Source organism: Petrimonas sulfuriphila (assembly GCA_038561985.1).
GTDB lineage: Bacteria > Bacteroidota > Bacteroidia > Bacteroidales > Dysgonomonadaceae > Petrimonas > Petrimonas sulfuriphila.
Genome location: CP073276.1, coordinates 1824544 through 1841499 on the forward strand (window position 1 = coordinate 1824544; position 16956 = coordinate 1841499).

The following is a 16956-nucleotide window of genomic DNA, read 5'->3' on the forward strand; positions in this document are numbered from 1 at the left end:
TCAGCTAATAAACAGCAATTCCCGGTATTTGGGCAGGGGCCACATCTGGTTGTCGACCATCAGTTCCAGTTTGTCGATGTGGTAACGAATAACGGAAAGGAACGGTTCCACCGTATCGTGGTAAGCAATGGCCTTCTCGCGTGCGTCTTCGAGCTTATTGGCCGATTTGCGGGCCTCTACCATGTCGTCTACGTTGGTCTTTATGGCGGAGATATGTGTCGCGATCTCCTCGATCAACGCCGCATCCTCCCTGGAGAGCCGGGTTGCCTTCTCTTCATCGAAAACCACACGCATCTTGTACAGGTTATCCAGCAACATCGACTGGTACTGCGTTGCCACGGGGATGATGTGGTTCATGCTTAGGTCGCCCAGTACCCGGGCTTCTATCTGAATTTTTTTAGTATACGTTTCCCACTTCACTTCGTTTCGGGCGTGAAGTTCGCGTTCGTTCAGCACGCCGATGCTTTCGTACATTTTTACACTCCGTTCAGAAAGATATGCGTCAAAAATTAACGGCACGCTCGTTTCGCAATCGAGTCCGCGTTTCCGGGCTTCTTCCTTCCACTCTTCGCTGTATCCGTTTCCGTCGAACCGGATAGGCTTGCATGCTTTGATGTAAAGGCGGATAGTATCGAAAATGGCTTGCTCTTTCTTCATGCCGTCTTTCATTTTCTTGTCGATCTCCTTTTTGAATTCGATCAACTGGCTGGCCACAACAGCATTGAGGACACTCATGGCCGATGAGCAGTTGGCCGACGATCCTACGGCACGGAATTCAAACCGGTTTCCGGTGAATGCAAAGGGTGAGGTGCGGTTCCGGTCGGTATTGTCAATCAACACTTCTGGAATATGGGAAATACCCAGTTTCATCTTGCGGAGTTCGTCCATCGTGATGTCATTATCGTCGGAGCTTTCTTCGATTTTGTCGAGCACGGATGAGAGCTGCGAACCGAGGAATACCGAAATTATGGCCGGGGGAGCTTCATTGGCTCCCAGACGATGCGCATTCTGTGCCGACATGATGGATGCCTTGAGCAAGCTGTTGTGTTTGTATACCGCCATGAGCGTGTTGATGAGAAACGTCACAAACCGGAGGTTTTCATTCGCTGTTTTGCCAGGAGTGAAAAGTCCCACACCGGTATCGGTCCCCAGCGACCAGTTGTTGTGTTTGCCCGATCCGTTTACGCCGGCGAACGGCTTTTCGTGCAACAACAACTTGAAGTTGTGTTTGGTGGCGATCTTGTGCATCAGCGACATGATTAACAGGTTCTGGTCAACGGCCAGGTTTGTCTCACCGTAAATGGGCGCCAGCTCAAATTGATTGGGTGCTACTTCGTTGTGACGGGTTTTCAGCGGAATGCCGTATTTGTATGCTTCGTATTCCACTTCACGCATGAACGCCACCACGCGCGGCGGAACCGCGCCGAAATAGTGGTCTTCCAGCTGCTGGTTTTTAGCGCTTTCATGCCCCATGAGCGTTCTTTCGGTCAGGTTCAAGTCGGGGCGGGCAACATACAATGCCTGGTCTACCAGAAAGTATTCCTGTTCCCAGCCCAAATAGGAATACACTTTTTTTACATTCGGATCGAAGAGCTTACAAACCTCTACAGCAGCCTTGTCTATAGCCGAAAGCGATTTTAATAAAGGCGTTTTATAATCAAGCGCTTCACCTGTGTATGAGATAAAGACGGTGGGGATACAGAGTGTGTCTTCGATAATGAATGCCGGTGACGACGGGTCCCACGCGGTATAACCCCGGGCTTCGAACGTATTCCGGATACCGCCGCTGGGAAAACTGGATGCATCCGGTTCTTGTTGTGCAAGGAGCTTGCCGGAGAATCTTTCGATGATGTTTCCTCCGGGACCGTTCACGTAATCGACAAAAGAGTCGTGTTTTTCCGCAGTTCCTTCCGTGAGCGGCTGGAACCAGTGTGTGTAGTGAGTGGCCCCCATCTCTATAGCCCACATCTTCATGCCTGCTGCTACGTGGTCGGCAATTTCCCGCTGCAGTGTTATCCCCTGGTCTATGGCGTCGAGAACGGTGTTCATTGTTTCTTTGGAAAGGTATTTCGACATTTGTGTCCGGTTGAACACGTATTTGCCGAAATATTCCGACGGGAGCTGATCGGGAACTGAAATTTCAACGGGAACTCTTTTTGACGCTTCCTCTACCGCTTTGAACCTGAGTGTTGACATAAAATTGATGTTTTTTTAGTGTACGTATTCCGATAACCTTGTCGTTTGATTAGAAACACGGTGCAAAATTAATCATTTATCTCTTTTAATTGACCGATAAAAGAGAAATCATTATCTTCGCCACACGGAAATAAGTGATGAATTATTTGCTGAACTTGAAATAATTTACCCTATCAAACAAAAAACTGAAGATGAAAAAATCATTTCTGTCCCTGATCCTGATTTTTACCCTGACTATTTTCTCACTTTCTGCTGATGAAGGAATGTGGATGTTGCACCTGTTGAAGCAACAAAAATATCCCGAAATGAAAAAACTGGGATTGAAATTGAGAGATTATGATATTTACAATCCGAATGGCACATCGATAAAAGACGCGGTTGTTCAGTTTGGTGGCGGATGCACCGGTGAGGTGATTTCTTCCCAGGGACTGGTGTTGACCAATCATCATTGCGGCTACGGACAGATACAGAACCACAGTACGCTGGAACATAATTACCTGGAAAACGGATTCTGGGCCATGACGAAGACTGAAGAACTTCCCAATCCCGGACTGACGGTTACTTTTATAGATAAGGTGGAGGAGGTAACCGATTACGTGAAGAATTGTCTTGAACGGGATAAGGCGCTGGACAAAGACGGTATCCTGTTCCTTTCTCCCGCCTATTTGAAAAGCATTGCCAAAGAGAGGGTGGGGAAAGAGTTTCTGGAAAATAACGCTGGTGCCGATGTTGAGATTAAGCCATTCTTCGACGGAAACCAATATTTTATGTTCATCAAAAAGATATACTCCGATATTCGTCTGGTGGGGGCGCCGCCCAGTTCGATCGGAAAGTTTGGTGCCGATACCGATAACTGGATGTGGCCACGTCACACAGGCGACTTTTCCCTTTTCCGCATTTATGCTGATAAAAACGGAAACCCCGCTCCTTATTCTCCCGATAATGTTCCACTGAAACCCAAGCGCTGGCTTACCGTTTCTACCCAGGGCGCAAATGAAAATGATTTTGTTATGATCCTGGGGTTTCCCGGTACAACCTATAAGTTTTATACCTCGTGGGAAGTTGCCGAGCGGCGCGATATCGATAATAGAGTGCGTATCAACATGCGCAGGGTCCGCCAGGAAGCCCTGTTGAATGAAATGCTTGCCGATCCGCAGGTAAATATACAGTATGCTTCGAAATACACAGGCTCTACGAACGCCTACAAGAGCGCTATCGGCTCGAATTGGGCCATTGACAAGCGTAATTTTGTAATGGCAAAAAAACGACAACAGGAAAGACTTATCGGTTGGGCAAAGAAAAAGAACAAAACGCAGTTCCTGGCCGCTCTTGATACCATACAACATATTGTTGAGCAACGCAGTGACCTCCGTTTCAGGGACCGGATGCTGAACGAAGGGATTGTCAGAGGGATTGAGTTTGCTAATGTGCCGGTCCGGAATGCTGACTCATTGATCCGGGCACTTCGGAACAAGGACGAAAAGAAGATCGAGAATTTCACGTTACTGCTTCTTAATGATTACCGGAATTTTGCCAACAAGAACTACAGCGTAGAAGTGGATAAAAAAGTAGCCAAAGCCATGATTGCTGAATACATACGGTTGGTTCCCAAAGATAAGCATCCTGATGTTTTTACCGTTTTACACACTGAGTTTGAGGGAGACATAAACAAATACGTAGATAATATTTTTGAAAATTCTGTTTTCGGGAGTGAAGCTAACCTGGAAAAATTCCTTTCTCATCTTACTCCCGAAACACTTGTCCATGATCCGATGTTTAGCTTTGCCCGGTCGGTAAAGAAAGAAGAAGCAATGTTAAAAGATCAGCAAGATGCTTTTACCCGCGCCTATTTGATCGCCCGCCGTTCATACCTGGACGGAGTGCTGGAGATGGACGGAGCAACGGCATATGCTCCCGATGCCAATCTTACGCTCAGGCTTGCATACGGACAGTTGAAAGGTTATGCACCCCGTGATGCTGTTTACTATGAACCCCAAACAACGGTGGAGGGAATTATGGAAAAAGAAGATCCCGGGAATTGGGAGTTCGTTGTGCCTGAAAAGCTGAAAGAGCTCTATAACAAAGGTGACTACGGACGTTATGCTTTACCCGGCGGTAAAATGCCGGTGGCATTTATGGCCTCAACGCACACTACCGGAGGAAACTCGGGAAGCCCGGTTATGAACGCCGGGGGAGAATTGATTGGTATAAACTTTGACCGTAACTGGGAGGGAGTTGGCGGAGATATTCAGTACCTTCCGGATTATCAGCGAAGCATTATAGTGGATATCCGTTATGTGTTATTCATTATCGATAAATTTGCTGGTGCTACACACTTGATTGAGGAGATGGATATCCAGTAAAAAAGAGGTTGCAGCAGCCTTGTTTTTTTAAGAAAAAAAGCTGCAAAAAATAATATTAATACCTAAAAAGATCATATATTTGTATGGGGTAAATTCTATTAAATACAAGTAATCATGAAAACGAAATTATTTTACTCTGTATTTGTTTGCGTGATTGCATTACTGGCCGGATGTGGGACAGCGCAAAAAGGATTGAAAAGCGAAACAGCTAAGCGCTTGTTTGGATTGTGGGAGGTGAAAGCCATTCACAACAGCAATGAGGGAGGTTACAAAAAAATGCCTCACGGGATGTTTAAGATGATTATCGATGACGGCAGGTTTGTTAACTTCATGACAACCGCAGGTGGCGCTATGATCACCGTTGACGGAACGTACAGGTTGGTTGGAGATTCCCTTTACATCGAAGAGATTAATCATTCTTTCAACAGAACACAGGTTGGGAAAGACAATCCCTTGAATTTGAAACTTTCCGGGCCTAAGTTTATGTACCTGAGGTGGTTTCAGGCAGTGGATGAGTTTGGTGAGAACCAGAATCAATGGATTGAGGAAATCTGGCAACGGGTAGAGCTTGAAGATATGGAAGTGAGCCGTATCGATTTGGAGCAGGAACTCCGGGCGTTGGTGAAAGATCCTGAGGTGATAAAGAAAGTTATGGATTAACCTCTCTTGCGGAACGAATTGAAAAGAGCGTGTGATATCCTGACCGCACGCTCTTTTACTGTGTATACCTTAATTTTTATAACTTCGACAACGCTTCGTCCAGCTCATATTTGATATCATCGATATGCTCCAGCCCAAGTGACAACCGCAACATATTCGGATAAACCCCAGACGCAAGCTGAGCTTCTTTCGAAAGCTGTTCGTGTGTGGTAGTTGCCGGATGAATGATCAGTGTCCTTGTATCCCCCACATTAGCTACGTGGCTGATCAGGGACAGGTTGTCTATGACCGTGGCGGCCTGTTTTTCATTGCCTTTGATAAAAAAGGACAAAACTCCGCCAAAACCGTTGTTTTTTAAATATTTCTTGGCTAAGGCGTTGTATTTGCTGCTTTCCAGTCCCGGATAATTGACTTTTTCTACTTTCGGATGTTTTTCGAGCCAACGGGCAATCTCCAATGTACTTGCATTTATTCGTTCTGCACGAAGTGAAAGTGTTTCCAGGCCCTGAAGCATCATAAAGGAGTTGAATGGGCTAATGGCAGGCCCAAAGTCGCGCAGCCCCTCCACGCGGCAGCGTATGGCGAAAGCGATGTTCCCGAAAGGAGATTGATCACCGAAAACCTCCCAGAAATTTAATCCGTGATATCCTTCAGAAGGCTCACTGAGAGTGGGGTATTTCCCGTTGTTCCAGTTGAAATTTCCTCCGTCGATAATGATTCCACCCATGGATGTACCGTGTCCTCCAATCCACTTTGTGGCGGAATGAAGCACAATGTTTACTCCCCAGTCGATGGGATTGAACAAGTATCCACCTTGCGCAAACGTATTATCCATTATCACCGGCAGGTCTTTTTTGCGTGCCAGATCAACAATTTTTTCTACATCGGGGATGTTGTACTCCGGGTTTCCAATCATTTCGAGGTAGATGGCTTTTGTCTTTTCGTCGATCAGGCTTTCTATGCTGTCTACATCGTCCCCTTTGGCGAAACGGAACTCAACTCCCAACCGGGCAAAAGAAACCTTAAAAAGATTGTATGTGCCACCGTATAAGAATGATGTGCTGACTATGTTGTCGCCGGCACTGGCCAGGCTGTTGATGGTGATAAACTCTGCAGACTGTCCTGAGGCTGTGGCTACAGCTGCTGTCCCTTTTTCCAGGGCGGCCATCCGTTTTTCGAAAACATCTGTCGTAGGGTTTTGCAGCCGGGTATAAATATTCCCAAACTCCCTTAAGCCGAATAGGTCGGCTCCGTGCTCCGCATTCTTAAAAACGAAAGCTGTTGTCTGATGAATGGGTGCGACTCTTGAGCCTTCAATCTGATCTGGCTGTTGTCCTGCGTGAATCTGCAGGGTTTCGAAATGTAAGTTTCTCATTTTCTTTAATTGTTATTGAAGTTTTTAAAATAACCTAAATGCAGCAAAATTGTTCGTTTGACGACTATTTAAAATCAACAATCCGTTTTGTGTGACAAAATGCTATAGTGCAAAAGTAAAAGAAAATACGGGATCTTGGCACAAATAAGTGTTAAATGTGCAATTTATGGCTGATTACAGGATGTTTCGCAGGAGAAAAGTTATGTTAGTTGTCAAATAACCGGCTTCGGGCAATCATGCATGCGCCAACGACTCCGGCTTTGTTTTTTAATTTCGAAGGGATAATCTGCGTATCTTTATTAACCAGGCCCAACGAATGTTTTCTGACGGCACTTCTTATCGGAAGCATAATAAATCCTTCTGTTTCTGCTACCTGACCGCCTATAACCACCAGTTCCGGATTGAAAATATTAATCAGTCCGGCGACGTATTTACCCAGTTTGAACCCTACCTCTTCCATTATCTCAATGCAAAGCGGGTCTTCCATGTTGGTGGCTTTTACGATGTCTGTAAGGGTAAGTTTATTTAAGTCTTTTACCTGTTGGGTGAGAATGGAACTTTCTCCCTTGTTGATCCGCTCAAGTACCATCCGGTGTATAGCCAGCCCGGAGGCTTCTGTTTCGAGGCATCCCTTTTTGCCGCAATGGCAAATGATTTCGTTATCGAAAATGGGGAAATGGCCAAATTCTCCTGAAAATCCCGATTTCCCGTAGTATAGCTTCTTATCGATAATGATTCCAATGCCGAGGCCCCAGCTTACATTTACAAAAATCACGTTACTTTCACTCTGTACCGCTCCCTTCATAAATTCACCGTAAGCCATGGAGCGCGTGTCATTGTCCACAGTTACTTTATAGTTCAATCGGTTTGATAAGATATTGCTGATCGGCTCTTCACTAAAATAGAAGCTGCTGTAGCTGTATCCGGATTCGGGGTTTACGCGGCCCGAGATATTCAGGCAGATGTTGTATATTTTTTGCTTTAGTTCACCCGTTTCACGGATGAATTTTTGTATGTGCTCACAAAGGACATCGAACGAGTCTGTGGTGTTTTCATACATATACGAAATTCCCATTTCGTACTTCACAATATCGCCTTTAAAATCCATCAACGCAATGTTTAAATGGTGTCTTGTCATGTCTACCCCGATGAAATAGACAGATGACGGATTCAAGCCGTAAACATTTGGGTACCTTCCGCCTGCGGTTTGTATTTTTCCGAAATCGGCAACCAATCCTTTATCGCTCAGCTCCCCGATCAATTTTGTTACAGTAGGAACACTCAGGTCGAGCCCTTTTGAAAGTTCGGCTATCGTGTCATTTCCGTTGTTAACGAAATGGTTGATTATCTCTTTTTTTATCTGGATGTTTTTGGGGCTTTTGTCGGTGCTTAAGAAGAAACTCTTTTCCATCTCACTCTTTATTTTATAGAAAATATGTTGTATCCTGATTTTAAAGGTTAGTTAAAGGCAATATTTATAAATTGTCTGAATTTTTAAACCATATAATAAATTAGGGCAAAGATAATAAAAATGTAAAATTTAAGTGCCGGTTCTTGCACAAAAAAACAGGAATAATAAAAAAATAACAATAATTTAACTTTATCGGCGATAATTCGATCATATTTTATAACTTTATCGGAATTTCTTAAAATCGTAAACCTAAAATACAAATTAACTTTTAATTATCAATGAATTACTTTTATCTTGTTCCCATTGCATCGTTGTTCGCTCTAAGTTTTGCTTTCTATTTCTTCAAGAAGATGATGAGAGAAAGCGAAGGTACAGAACAAATGAAGACCATCGCGAAATATGTCCGCGAAGGTGCCATGTCTTATTTGAAGCAACAATATAAAGTTGTTGCTATCGTCTTTGTTATTTTAGCCTCGGTTTTTGCCGTTATGGCTTATTTTGGGTTGCAGAACAACTGGGTTCCCTTTGCATTTTTAACCGGAGGTTTTTTTTCTGCGTTAGCGGGTTTTTTTGGTATGAAAACCGCCACTTATGCATCGGCACGTACAGCGAATGCTGCTAAAAATTCACTCAACAAGGGATTACAGGTAGCCTTCCGCTCAGGCGCCGTTATGGGCCTGGTGGTTGTGGGGTTAGCCTTACTTGATATTTCTGCGTGGTATCTTGTCCTGGATCATTTCATTGACAGTGCGGAGCCCGGACACAAGCTTATCATGATTACCACTACGATGCTTACCTTCGGTATGGGTGCTTCCACACAGGCGCTGTTCGCACGTGTGGGGGGAGGAATTTACACCAAGGCGGCCGATGTGGGAGCTGACCTGGTCGGAAAAGTGGAAGCCGGTATTCCCGAAGATGATCCGCGAAATCCTGCTACCATTGCGGATAACGTGGGTGATAACGTAGGAGATGTGGCGGGGATGGGAGCCGACCTTTATGAGTCTTACTGCGGTTCTATCCTGGCTACGGCTGCACTGGGTGCTTCGGCTTTCGTGCTGAACCCTGCTATGCAGGCCAAAGCGGTTTTTGCGCCCATGATTATTGCGGCTATCGGTGTTTTTCTTTCCATACTGGGTATCTTTCTGGTGCATACAGGTGAAAATGCCGATATGAAAAAACTGATGGCCGCATTGAATCGCGGAGTTAACGTAAGTGCGGTATTGATTGCCCTGTTCACTTTTGTTATTTTGTACCTTCTGGGTTTCGAAAACTGGTTAGGGTTATCTTTCTCAGTAATTTCCGGATTGCTGGCTGGAATTGTTATCGGACAAGGTACGGAATATTTTACATCTCATTCTTTCCGTCCAACGCAACAAATTGCAGAAAGTGGCAAAACCGGGCCGGCTACCGTTATTATCTCGGGTATGGGTGCCGGAATGATATCTACATTTATTCCCGTGATAACCATAGCGTTGGCTATTCTGTTTTCTTACCTTTGTGCCACTGGGTTTGATGTGCAGAACATGATGTCGGGAGAGAACCTGAGTATGGGATTGTATGGCATTGGAATAGCCGCTGTGGGGATGCTTTCGACTCTCGGGATAACATTGGCTACAGATGCTTACGGGCCAATTGCGGATAATGCCGGCGGAAACGCTGAGATGTGCGGATTGGGAAAAGAGGTCCGCAAACGTACGGATGCCCTGGATGCTCTTGGAAACACTACTGCTGCCACGGGAAAAGGATTTGCGATCGGTTCCGCTGCATTGACGGCACTTGCTTTGTTGGCCTCCTATATCGAAGAGATTAAAATAGGTATGTTGCGGCTTGGACAAACTGTACTTGAGTTTGCCGATGGCAGTGATGCTGTGGAAATTGCTAAAGCCGGTTTTGCCGATTTCATGAACTATTATCAGGTTACCCTGATGAATCCCAAGGTGCTTGTCGGCATTTTTATCGGTTCGATGATGGCATTTCTTTTCTGTGGGCTTACCATGAATGCTGTGGGAAGAGCTGCTCAGAAAATGGTGGAAGAGGTACGTCGCCAGTTCCGTGAAATCGCAGGCATATTAGAAGGTACGGGTACTCCCGACTATGCGAAGTGTGTTGAGATATCCACGAAGGGTGCGCAACGGGAGATGTTGTTGCCGTCACTTCTGGCCATTGCCATTCCCATTGTAACGGGGGTTATTCTCGGAGTGCCCGGTGTCATGGGACTATTGGCCGGGGGATTGGGTTCTGGATTTGTGTTGGCTGTTTTTATGGCAAACTCCGGCGGTGCGTGGGACAATGCCAAAAAATACGTGGAAGAAGGTAACCTGGGCGGAAAAGGCAGTGACGTGCACAAAGCCACCGTGGTGGGGGATACTGTTGGTGATCCGTTCAAGGATACATCCGGGCCTTCGCTCAACATTTTGATCAAGCTGATGAGTATGATTTCTATCGTGATGGCGGGGCTGACGGTTGCCTGGAGCCTTCTGTGACGGTAGTCAAAAAAACCCCGAAAGTTTTTTGTCTAACTTTCGGGGTTCATATCAATCCTGGAGTTTTTTTTATAAATTTATAAGTTCGGATTTACCGATTTCCATTGATCAGTTGCGGGGATGATTCCCATAGCGATGACTTCATCACGCAGCTTTGCCAGGTGTTGGTAGCTTTCTTTCAAGGCCGTCATTTCGCTGTCGGTTCCTTTGGTCTCGTTTATGACCACACCGTCTTTGGTGATGTTGGTTTCCATTGCCATCATGATGTTCGGGAAATCGACGGTATTTACGTAACAACCCGAAGGCCAACCGAATTTCTCTCCGCCCATGGCTGCGCGGATCATTTCTACCGATACGTACGACGGGCTTTGGAACGATGAGCGTCCACGCAGTTTAATGATGTTTGCGCCCCCTTTGGTTACTCTTAGTTTAAGGGCATCCCAGTCTTCGTTTGTGAGCTCGGGTGTGCCGATGAGGTCGGTTAACGGTTTTCCGTCAACTTTTGCCGTAGAGGCAAAAACAGCCATTTGCTCGCCGTGTCCGCCATAGGTGCGGGTATTGGTAACCTGGCTCTGTTTTACACCGAAATGTTTTGCCAGTTCGCTTTGTAAACGGGTACTGTCCAGTCCGGCCAGTGTGGTAACGCAGCCCGGTTTCAGGCCCGAGTGAATAAGGGCCACCAGGCCGGTAATGTCGGCAGGATTAAAAATAACGGTAAGGTGTTTCAGATCGGGGCAGTAAGCCTTGATGTCTTTACCCAGTTGAGCTGCAATCTCCGCATTGCCTTTCAACAAATCTTCGCGGGTCATGCCGTCTTTTCGCGGAGCACCGCCCGAAGAAATCATGTATTTTGTGCCGGTGAACGCTTCCCGGATATCGGTGGTGAACGTAAAATCCACTCCTTCAAATCCACAATGGCGCATTTCTTCGTAAACACCCTCCAGGCCCAGAGCAAAGGGGTCGTATAAGCAGATGTTCGGGGTTAAACGCATCATTGCCGCAGTTTGCGCCATGTTTGAACCAATCATTCCGGCAGCGCCAACGATGGTTAATTTTTCGTTTGTTAAAAAGCTCATAATTGAAATTATTAAATGTTGAATGTTTTTTCGGAGGCCAAATTTACGATATTATCCCGACATTAAAGAAAAAAAGAATTAAATAAACGTTAAAACCCTGCCCGGCTTAACCTTACAACAACCGGGATCGTCACGGGCAGAGAAAACTTCCTCTTAACCGGATATCGCTGGAAGCCGCTCCGATCATGATTGTAAATTCCCCGGGTTCGGTAACTTCTTCCATCTGGGCATTGAACAGAGGCTGCCTTTTTGGGGGCAGCCTCTCTTTCATTGGAAGTGTTGAGCCGGCTAGTGTCTTGCCCACCAAAGCGGAGTTAACACTGCGTCGGTTCCTCCGAGTAATTCAACGGCTTGTTTATATCCTTCAGGGTTACTGTTTTCAAGTGATGCAGGATATTTTAATCGTTGAGGGAAGAAATCGGGTTGTTGGGTGGTTTTTACATTATCTTTCGTTATAGCCGGAAGATTTGTTAACGGGTTTTCCACAACCATGTTTTCGAAGAATGGGAGTCCAAGACGACGGTAATCGTTCCAGGTTTCGAGTGGTAACCACGGATTTTGAGCGATGAATTTTTGGGTGATGACTTTCGTCATCTGGTCGTTCAATGCTTTCTTATAAGAAGTCTGGCTTGCTACCGGAAATTTATACGCAAACTTCGCCGCTTGGTTAGTATAACCATCAATAATGTCTACTTCAACGGTTGCAGGAGGCTCTGCTGTATGATCCCATTTTACGGATGTTCCAACACGGTTGTAATCTGTTGAAGCAATATACGTGTCGTAAAAACTGCTAACGCCATGATAGTCCAGGCTGGCTTTAATTCCTTTTTCGTAAGCTTCTTTTGCAGACGTGGGCGTTGTCCAGCCTCTTAGAGCTGCTTCAGCCAGTAGGAAATAGGTTTCCCAAGAAGCAAAGAATACGCGTTTTTGCGAATGATTCCTGTATTTTTTTACGAGTATAGGGTTGTATAAAGATCCTATAATCTGGTTCATGGCAGACATGTCTCCCCAGCTTCCACCTGGCATAGTGTTCCACGTAAACGCTAAATTAACAGTGGCGATTTCATTATTTTGGTCTTTATCTGCAAACACAGATCTTTCCAAAGGGCCTAAATCATCTTCCGATGTAAATTGTGCATCGGGGCTGGTGAAATCACCGGGTATGGCGTAGAGTTTGTAAGCTCTTGGGTCAATGGTGTTGTGAAGTCCGTCGAAGAAGAACCCGATTGAAGGATCGTTTGTATACGTTGAAAATTGATTTTGGAACCTTTTTCCCATATATCCCTTCGGTTTGATGTAAGAAGCGTATGAAGCGTCCAGCATGTCTGCCGATTTAACACTGCCTAGATTAATCATGAGATTGTTTAGCGTATTACTCATTAATAACGCATTCCAGGGTCTTGACATCACTCCTGCCAACGGATCCCAACCGTCACGTTCTTTAACTGCAAACATTTCGTCTGCCGTTAAAATAATTGACCCTTTCACTGCATCTTCAAATTCAGATTTTGCTTTTGCTGCATCTGCTTCCGATAAACGCATAGCCAGACGCATACGCATTGAGTTGGCGTATTTTATCCACTTTTCAAAATCGAACTGATAAGCACGGTCAAATTTCTTATCAATGTCTTGAGCTTTTACATTGACATCAATTTTCTGTGCTGCATCTTTCAATTCATCGATCATAAAATAATATACGTCTTTAACACTGGAGAATTCAGGGTTTGTTCCTTTAAATGCTTCAAGGGGAAGAGGACCAAAATTATCGGCGAACTCACTCATTAGGTATGCTCGCCAGATTCTAGCTACTTCTTTGAGGTTTTTCGTCATTTGGCGGTCGTACTCTACTGCGAACTCATCTTTTTGAATTTGTTTTTCAGCCAAGTCTACTGCTTGCGTTGCTGATTTCATCCAACCCGATACATAGTTGTAATAATCGGAACTCCAGTCATTATTATAAGTGCCAAGGTTTATGCCGCCCGAACGGTCTTGTCTACCGGCACGTCTCCAATACAAAACAAAAGCACGTTCAGCAATGTGCGGGTCTTGTTGCGCATCGGTTATGGCTTTATTGATTATGTATTGAACCTTGATGTCGTCTTCATTTGCAGCATTTGGATCTTTATTAATGTCTTCGAAGTCGGAACAGGCTCCTAAAAACATGATCGCTGCCAAAAAAGCCAATAATATATTTTTCTTTTTCATTTTCTTGTTTTGTTAAATTATTAGAAACCAAAAGTTACATTAAACAAATAGGTACGCGAAGTAGGCGGAGCCGTATTCTCAAATCCTACGGCATTTGTTCCAATAGCAAATACCGATTCGGGATCTACACCGTTTAAATAGCTTTTAATCATTAAGGCATTGTTTACAGAAACTCCCATTCTTAAACGAGTAAAAGGAGTATTCTTTAACAGGGTACGGTTAAAATCATAATTCAGCTGCACGTTGCGTACGCGAATGTTGGTAGCGTTGTAAATATTAGCTTCTGAAATACCCAGGTTTCCGGTATCGCCCGTAACCCTGTTCCAGTATTCCTGTTGGGTCACTTTGGTCGTATTTACCTGATATTGATTGTTGGCATCAAGATAAACACCGTCCACGATAAATTCATCGCGTTTTCCTCCTGGAGCTGTTATGGCAGCAGTTCCAGCACCTTGTAAATAGAAATTTGTTCCTGAAAACATTTCACCTCCAATGCGGGAGTCAATCAAGAAGCTGAAGGAGAGCCCTTTGTATTGGAATGAGTTTGTGACACCAATTAACATGTCGGCTTGTTGATCCCCAACTTTTTCTTTTTCAGGGGTTCCATTCGGGAGTCCGTTAGCATCAACGATGAGTTTACCATAATGCGGACTGTTTTTATCGGTTACCCGTTTGAATTTTGAACCGTAGATTTCGCCGTAATTGCCTCCTGCGGTTGCATAGACCTGCAAGTTGTCATATCCGCCTAAAGAATAAAGTTTAACATCATCGGTTAGTTCTACGATGGTATTTCTGTTGGTTGAAATGTTGGCTTGCATGTTCCATGCGAAATCTTTTGTTTCAACGGGACGAGCATTGATCATCAACTCGATACCTTGGTTCTGAATGTTTCCTGCATTGATTTTCCTTGAACCGTATCCACTTAACGGGTCCATGGGTAAATTCAGCAATTGACGACGAGCATTTGATTTGTACCAGGCAAAATCAAATCCCAGGCGGTTATTGAAAAAACGTAGTTCTGTACCTGCTTCCCATGAAGAGATAAGCTCACTACGAACGCCCGGGTCAAATAATGTGTTATTGGTACCCGCCGTTGCATTATTTTCAGGGTCTTTACCAATCCAGTAGGTATTATAAAGTTGATAAGGATCAAGATCGTTACCAACCTGAGCAAACGAAGCTCGTACTTTTGCGTACGTAAACCAAGACGGCATTCCTTTTCCTTGAGTATTGATCATGTCGCTGATTACGAGTGATGTACTGATCGATGGGTAAAAAAATGATCTATTATCAGGGTGTAAGGTTGAAGACCAGTCGTTGCGGAATGTACCGTCCAGGAAGAAATAGCCGCCGTAATTCAACTGTGCCGTTCCGAAAACGGAGTTGATTTTCTTTTCATTGTATTCCCTTTCGGCATTGACGTTGTTTTTTGCATTTCCAAACGTGAAAAGATCTCGAACGAGCAGTTCATCGGGACCACCGCTGATGCCGGTTTTTTTCCTATGCATGAGGTTGCCCCCCAAAGAACCGCCTAATCCCCAATTGCCGAATACATTGTCTTTTTGAGCCGTGAATAATGCCGTATAGTTGTTCTCGAAGAATTTATCCTGTCCGAAACTGTATCGTCCGGTATCGGTTAGAGGGCTTCCTCCGTATGTTTTGTTATCGTATTGGGTGAAATACATATCTGTACCCCCTCTGATCTCTCCGGTCAGCCATTCTGTAAACTGATACTTAAGCGTCCCCGACATTAGAAAACGCTCCCTGACATCGTTGCTGAGCCTGTATTTACTCAACCAGTAGGGATTTATCTGCGGACTGGTTTTTTGGTACCAAACCATTTTTCCGGCATCATCTACGGGATTACTGAAGTCTAGGATATCCAATGAACGAGGGAAAGCGTACATGGTAAAGAACGGATTCGATGCATTTCTTCCTCCGACCGGGCGGTTCTGAGCATTCGTTTTGACATACTGAACCTTAGTATCGGTACTCCACCTGTCGTTCGCTCCGAATTTTGTTGTTGCGCGAGCGGTCATATTGGTCCTGCTTAGATCAGCCCCAGGTATCTTGCTCCAATCATCGGTCCTGCCTAACGAAGTGTAAACAGAGACATTATTGTACTGCTGTGAAAAGGCAATGTTGTCTGTAAGGTTAATCCCCGGTTTGTTGAAGTAAGCGTTTAAGTTGTCGTAAACCGTCATTCTGGCTTTCTCCCCGTTCCATTTTGTGTATTCCTGTCCGGTAATCTCCGGTCCCCAGCTGCTAGAAGACAACGCATCGTAAGCTCCATCAGAGCCTTGTCCGTATGTGCTTTGCAGTTTGGGATTCATAAAAATGGTTTCCGCAGAGACCGAAGATGAAACGGTAATTCCCAATCCGTCGTTTTTACGTCCGGTTTTTGTGGTAATCAAGATGACTCCGTTTCCGGCTCTTGAACCATATAAGGCAGCAGCGGATGCGCCTTTCAGTACAGACATGCTTTCTATATCCTCGGGGTTAATATCCGATAAACCGTTACCCATATCTGCGCTTGGATTCCAATAGTCGTTATTCTTTGCTCCTGTGAAGTTATCCATGGGAACGCCGTCAACTACAATTAACGGTTGATTGAGATTAGTAACGGAATTATTACCTCGAATTACAATTTTAGAAGAACCGCCGGGTCCGTTACCGGAGCGTATTACCTGCAACCCGGATACTTTTCCGGATAATGCGTTTGCTACGTTTACTTCACGAGCAGCGATAATGTCATCCCCTTTTACCTCTTGAATAGCGTAGCCGAGAGCTTTTTTATCTCTTTTGATCCCCAACGCCGTCACGACTACTTCGTCCAGTAATTCACTGTCGGATGTGAGTACTACGTCAATGGTTGTACGCCCATTAACCGGAATGGTTTGAGTGACCATTCCCACATAGCTGATCTGCAACGAACCGTTGGATGGCACATTGTTTAATGTATACTTGCCGTCGAAATCCGTTACGGTTCCACGACTTGCATCGCCAGCGACAATTACTGTTGCGCCGATGACTTCAAGCCCCGTGTCGTCCGTTACAGTACCACTTACGGTTACGTTTTGAGCAGAAATAGAAAAGGCAAATACACTCAACAGGAGTGTAAAAAAGCCTTTTGTCGGAAAAAGATTTTTACTTTTCATTCCCTCTAGTTTTTAAATTGATTTAATAA

Annotated in this window: 10 protein-coding genes; 3 read left to right on the top strand and 7 right to left on the bottom strand. The window is 44.9% G+C overall.

Going from position 1 to position 16956, the window contains the following annotated elements:
- A complete protein-coding gene (locus KCV26_07600) occupies window positions 1-2196 on the bottom strand; it encodes a glutamine synthetase III (GenBank protein WZX38222.1) in 2196 nt (731 codons plus the stop codon).
- A 191-nt stretch (window positions 2197-2387) separates the two neighbouring features.
- Here KCV26_07600 and KCV26_07605 point away from each other — a divergent pair, with 191 nt between their 5' ends.
- Both KCV26_07605 and KCV26_07610 read left to right on the top strand, forming a co-directional pair.
- The gene (locus KCV26_07605; GenBank protein WZX38223.1) at window positions 2388-4559 is read left to right on the top strand and encodes a S46 family peptidase; all 2172 of its coding nucleotides are present in this window, start codon (window positions 2388-2390) and stop codon (window positions 4557-4559) included.
- A 114-nt stretch (window positions 4560-4673) separates the two neighbouring features.
- Window positions 4674-5219 carry a DUF4488 domain-containing protein gene (locus KCV26_07610; protein ID WZX38224.1) on the top strand — a complete coding sequence of 182 codons (546 nt, stop codon included), beginning with the start codon at window positions 4674-4676 and terminating at the stop codon, window positions 5217-5219.
- 76 nt (window positions 5220-5295) lie between these two features.
- Here the strand turns inward: KCV26_07610 and KCV26_07615 are convergent, their stop codons facing one another.
- Together KCV26_07615 and KCV26_07620 are read right to left on the bottom strand one after the other, a co-directional pair.
- Window positions 5296-6594 (bottom strand): O-acetylhomoserine aminocarboxypropyltransferase/cysteine synthase, encoded by a 1299-nt coding sequence (locus KCV26_07615; GenBank protein WZX38225.1) that lies wholly within the window; start codon window positions 6592-6594, stop codon window positions 5296-5298.
- A gap of 205 nt (window positions 6595-6799) precedes the next feature.
- Entirely contained in the window at window positions 6800-8005 is a 1206-nt protein-coding gene (locus KCV26_07620) for an ROK family transcriptional regulator (protein ID WZX38226.1), read from the bottom strand.
- A gap of 278 nt (window positions 8006-8283) precedes the next feature.
- Between KCV26_07620 and KCV26_07625 the strand changes: the two genes are divergently transcribed.
- Window positions 8284-10488: a sodium-translocating pyrophosphatase gene (locus KCV26_07625; GenBank protein WZX38227.1), complete on the top strand. Its 2205-nt coding sequence runs from the start codon at window positions 8284-8286 to the stop codon at window positions 10486-10488.
- A 77-nt stretch (window positions 10489-10565) separates the two neighbouring features.
- Here KCV26_07625 and KCV26_07630 read toward each other — a convergent pair whose 3' ends face one another.
- The 4 genes from KCV26_07630 to KCV26_07645 form a co-directional block, all read right to left on the bottom strand.
- Complete coding sequence (locus tag KCV26_07630; protein WZX38228.1) at window positions 10566-11564, bottom strand: malate dehydrogenase; 999 nt, start codon at window positions 11562-11564, stop codon at window positions 10566-10568.
- A gap of 130 nt (window positions 11565-11694) precedes the next feature.
- Window positions 11695-11868, bottom strand: a complete 174-nt coding sequence (locus KCV26_07635; protein WZX38229.1) for a hypothetical protein — start codon at window positions 11866-11868, stop codon at window positions 11695-11697.
- On the bottom strand, window positions 11853-13769 hold the full coding sequence (locus KCV26_07640) for a SusD/RagB family nutrient-binding outer membrane lipoprotein (protein ID WZX38230.1): 1917 nt from the start codon (window positions 13767-13769) through the stop codon (window positions 11853-11855). Before KCV26_07640 ends, KCV26_07635 begins: the two co-directional genes overlap by 16 nt.
- Before the next feature lie 20 nt (window positions 13770-13789).
- Complete coding sequence (locus KCV26_07645) at window positions 13790-16927, bottom strand: SusC/RagA family TonB-linked outer membrane protein (GenBank protein WZX38231.1); 3138 nt, start codon at window positions 16925-16927, stop codon at window positions 13790-13792.
- Window positions 16928-16956 lie beyond the last annotated feature (29 nt).

Coding starts and splice junctions, on each gene's coding strand:
- KCV26_07615 (WZX38225.1), bottom strand. CDS start 6,594: ATGAGAAACTTACATTTCGAAACCCTGCAGATTCACGCAGGACAACAG.
- KCV26_07600 (WZX38222.1), bottom strand. CDS start 2,196: ATGTCAACACTCAGGTTCAAAGCGGTAGAGGAAGCGTCAAAAAGAGTT.
- KCV26_07620 (WZX38226.1), bottom strand. CDS start 8,005: ATGGAAAAGAGTTTCTTCTTAAGCACCGACAAAAGCCCCAAAAACATC.
- KCV26_07605 (WZX38223.1), top strand. CDS start 2,388: ATGAAAAAATCATTTCTGTCCCTGATCCTGATTTTTACCCTGACTATT.
- KCV26_07640 (WZX38230.1), bottom strand. CDS start 13,769: ATGAAAAAGAAAAATATATTATTGGCTTTTTTGGCAGCGATCATGTTT.
- KCV26_07625 (WZX38227.1), top strand. CDS start 8,284: ATGAATTACTTTTATCTTGTTCCCATTGCATCGTTGTTCGCTCTAAGT.
- KCV26_07630 (WZX38228.1), bottom strand. CDS start 11,564: ATGAGCTTTTTAACAAACGAAAAATTAACCATCGTTGGCGCTGCCGGA.
- KCV26_07610 (WZX38224.1), top strand. CDS start 4,674: ATGAAAACGAAATTATTTTACTCTGTATTTGTTTGCGTGATTGCATTA.
- KCV26_07645 (WZX38231.1), bottom strand. CDS start 16,927: ATGAAAAGTAAAAATCTTTTTCCGACAAAAGGCTTTTTTACACTCCTG.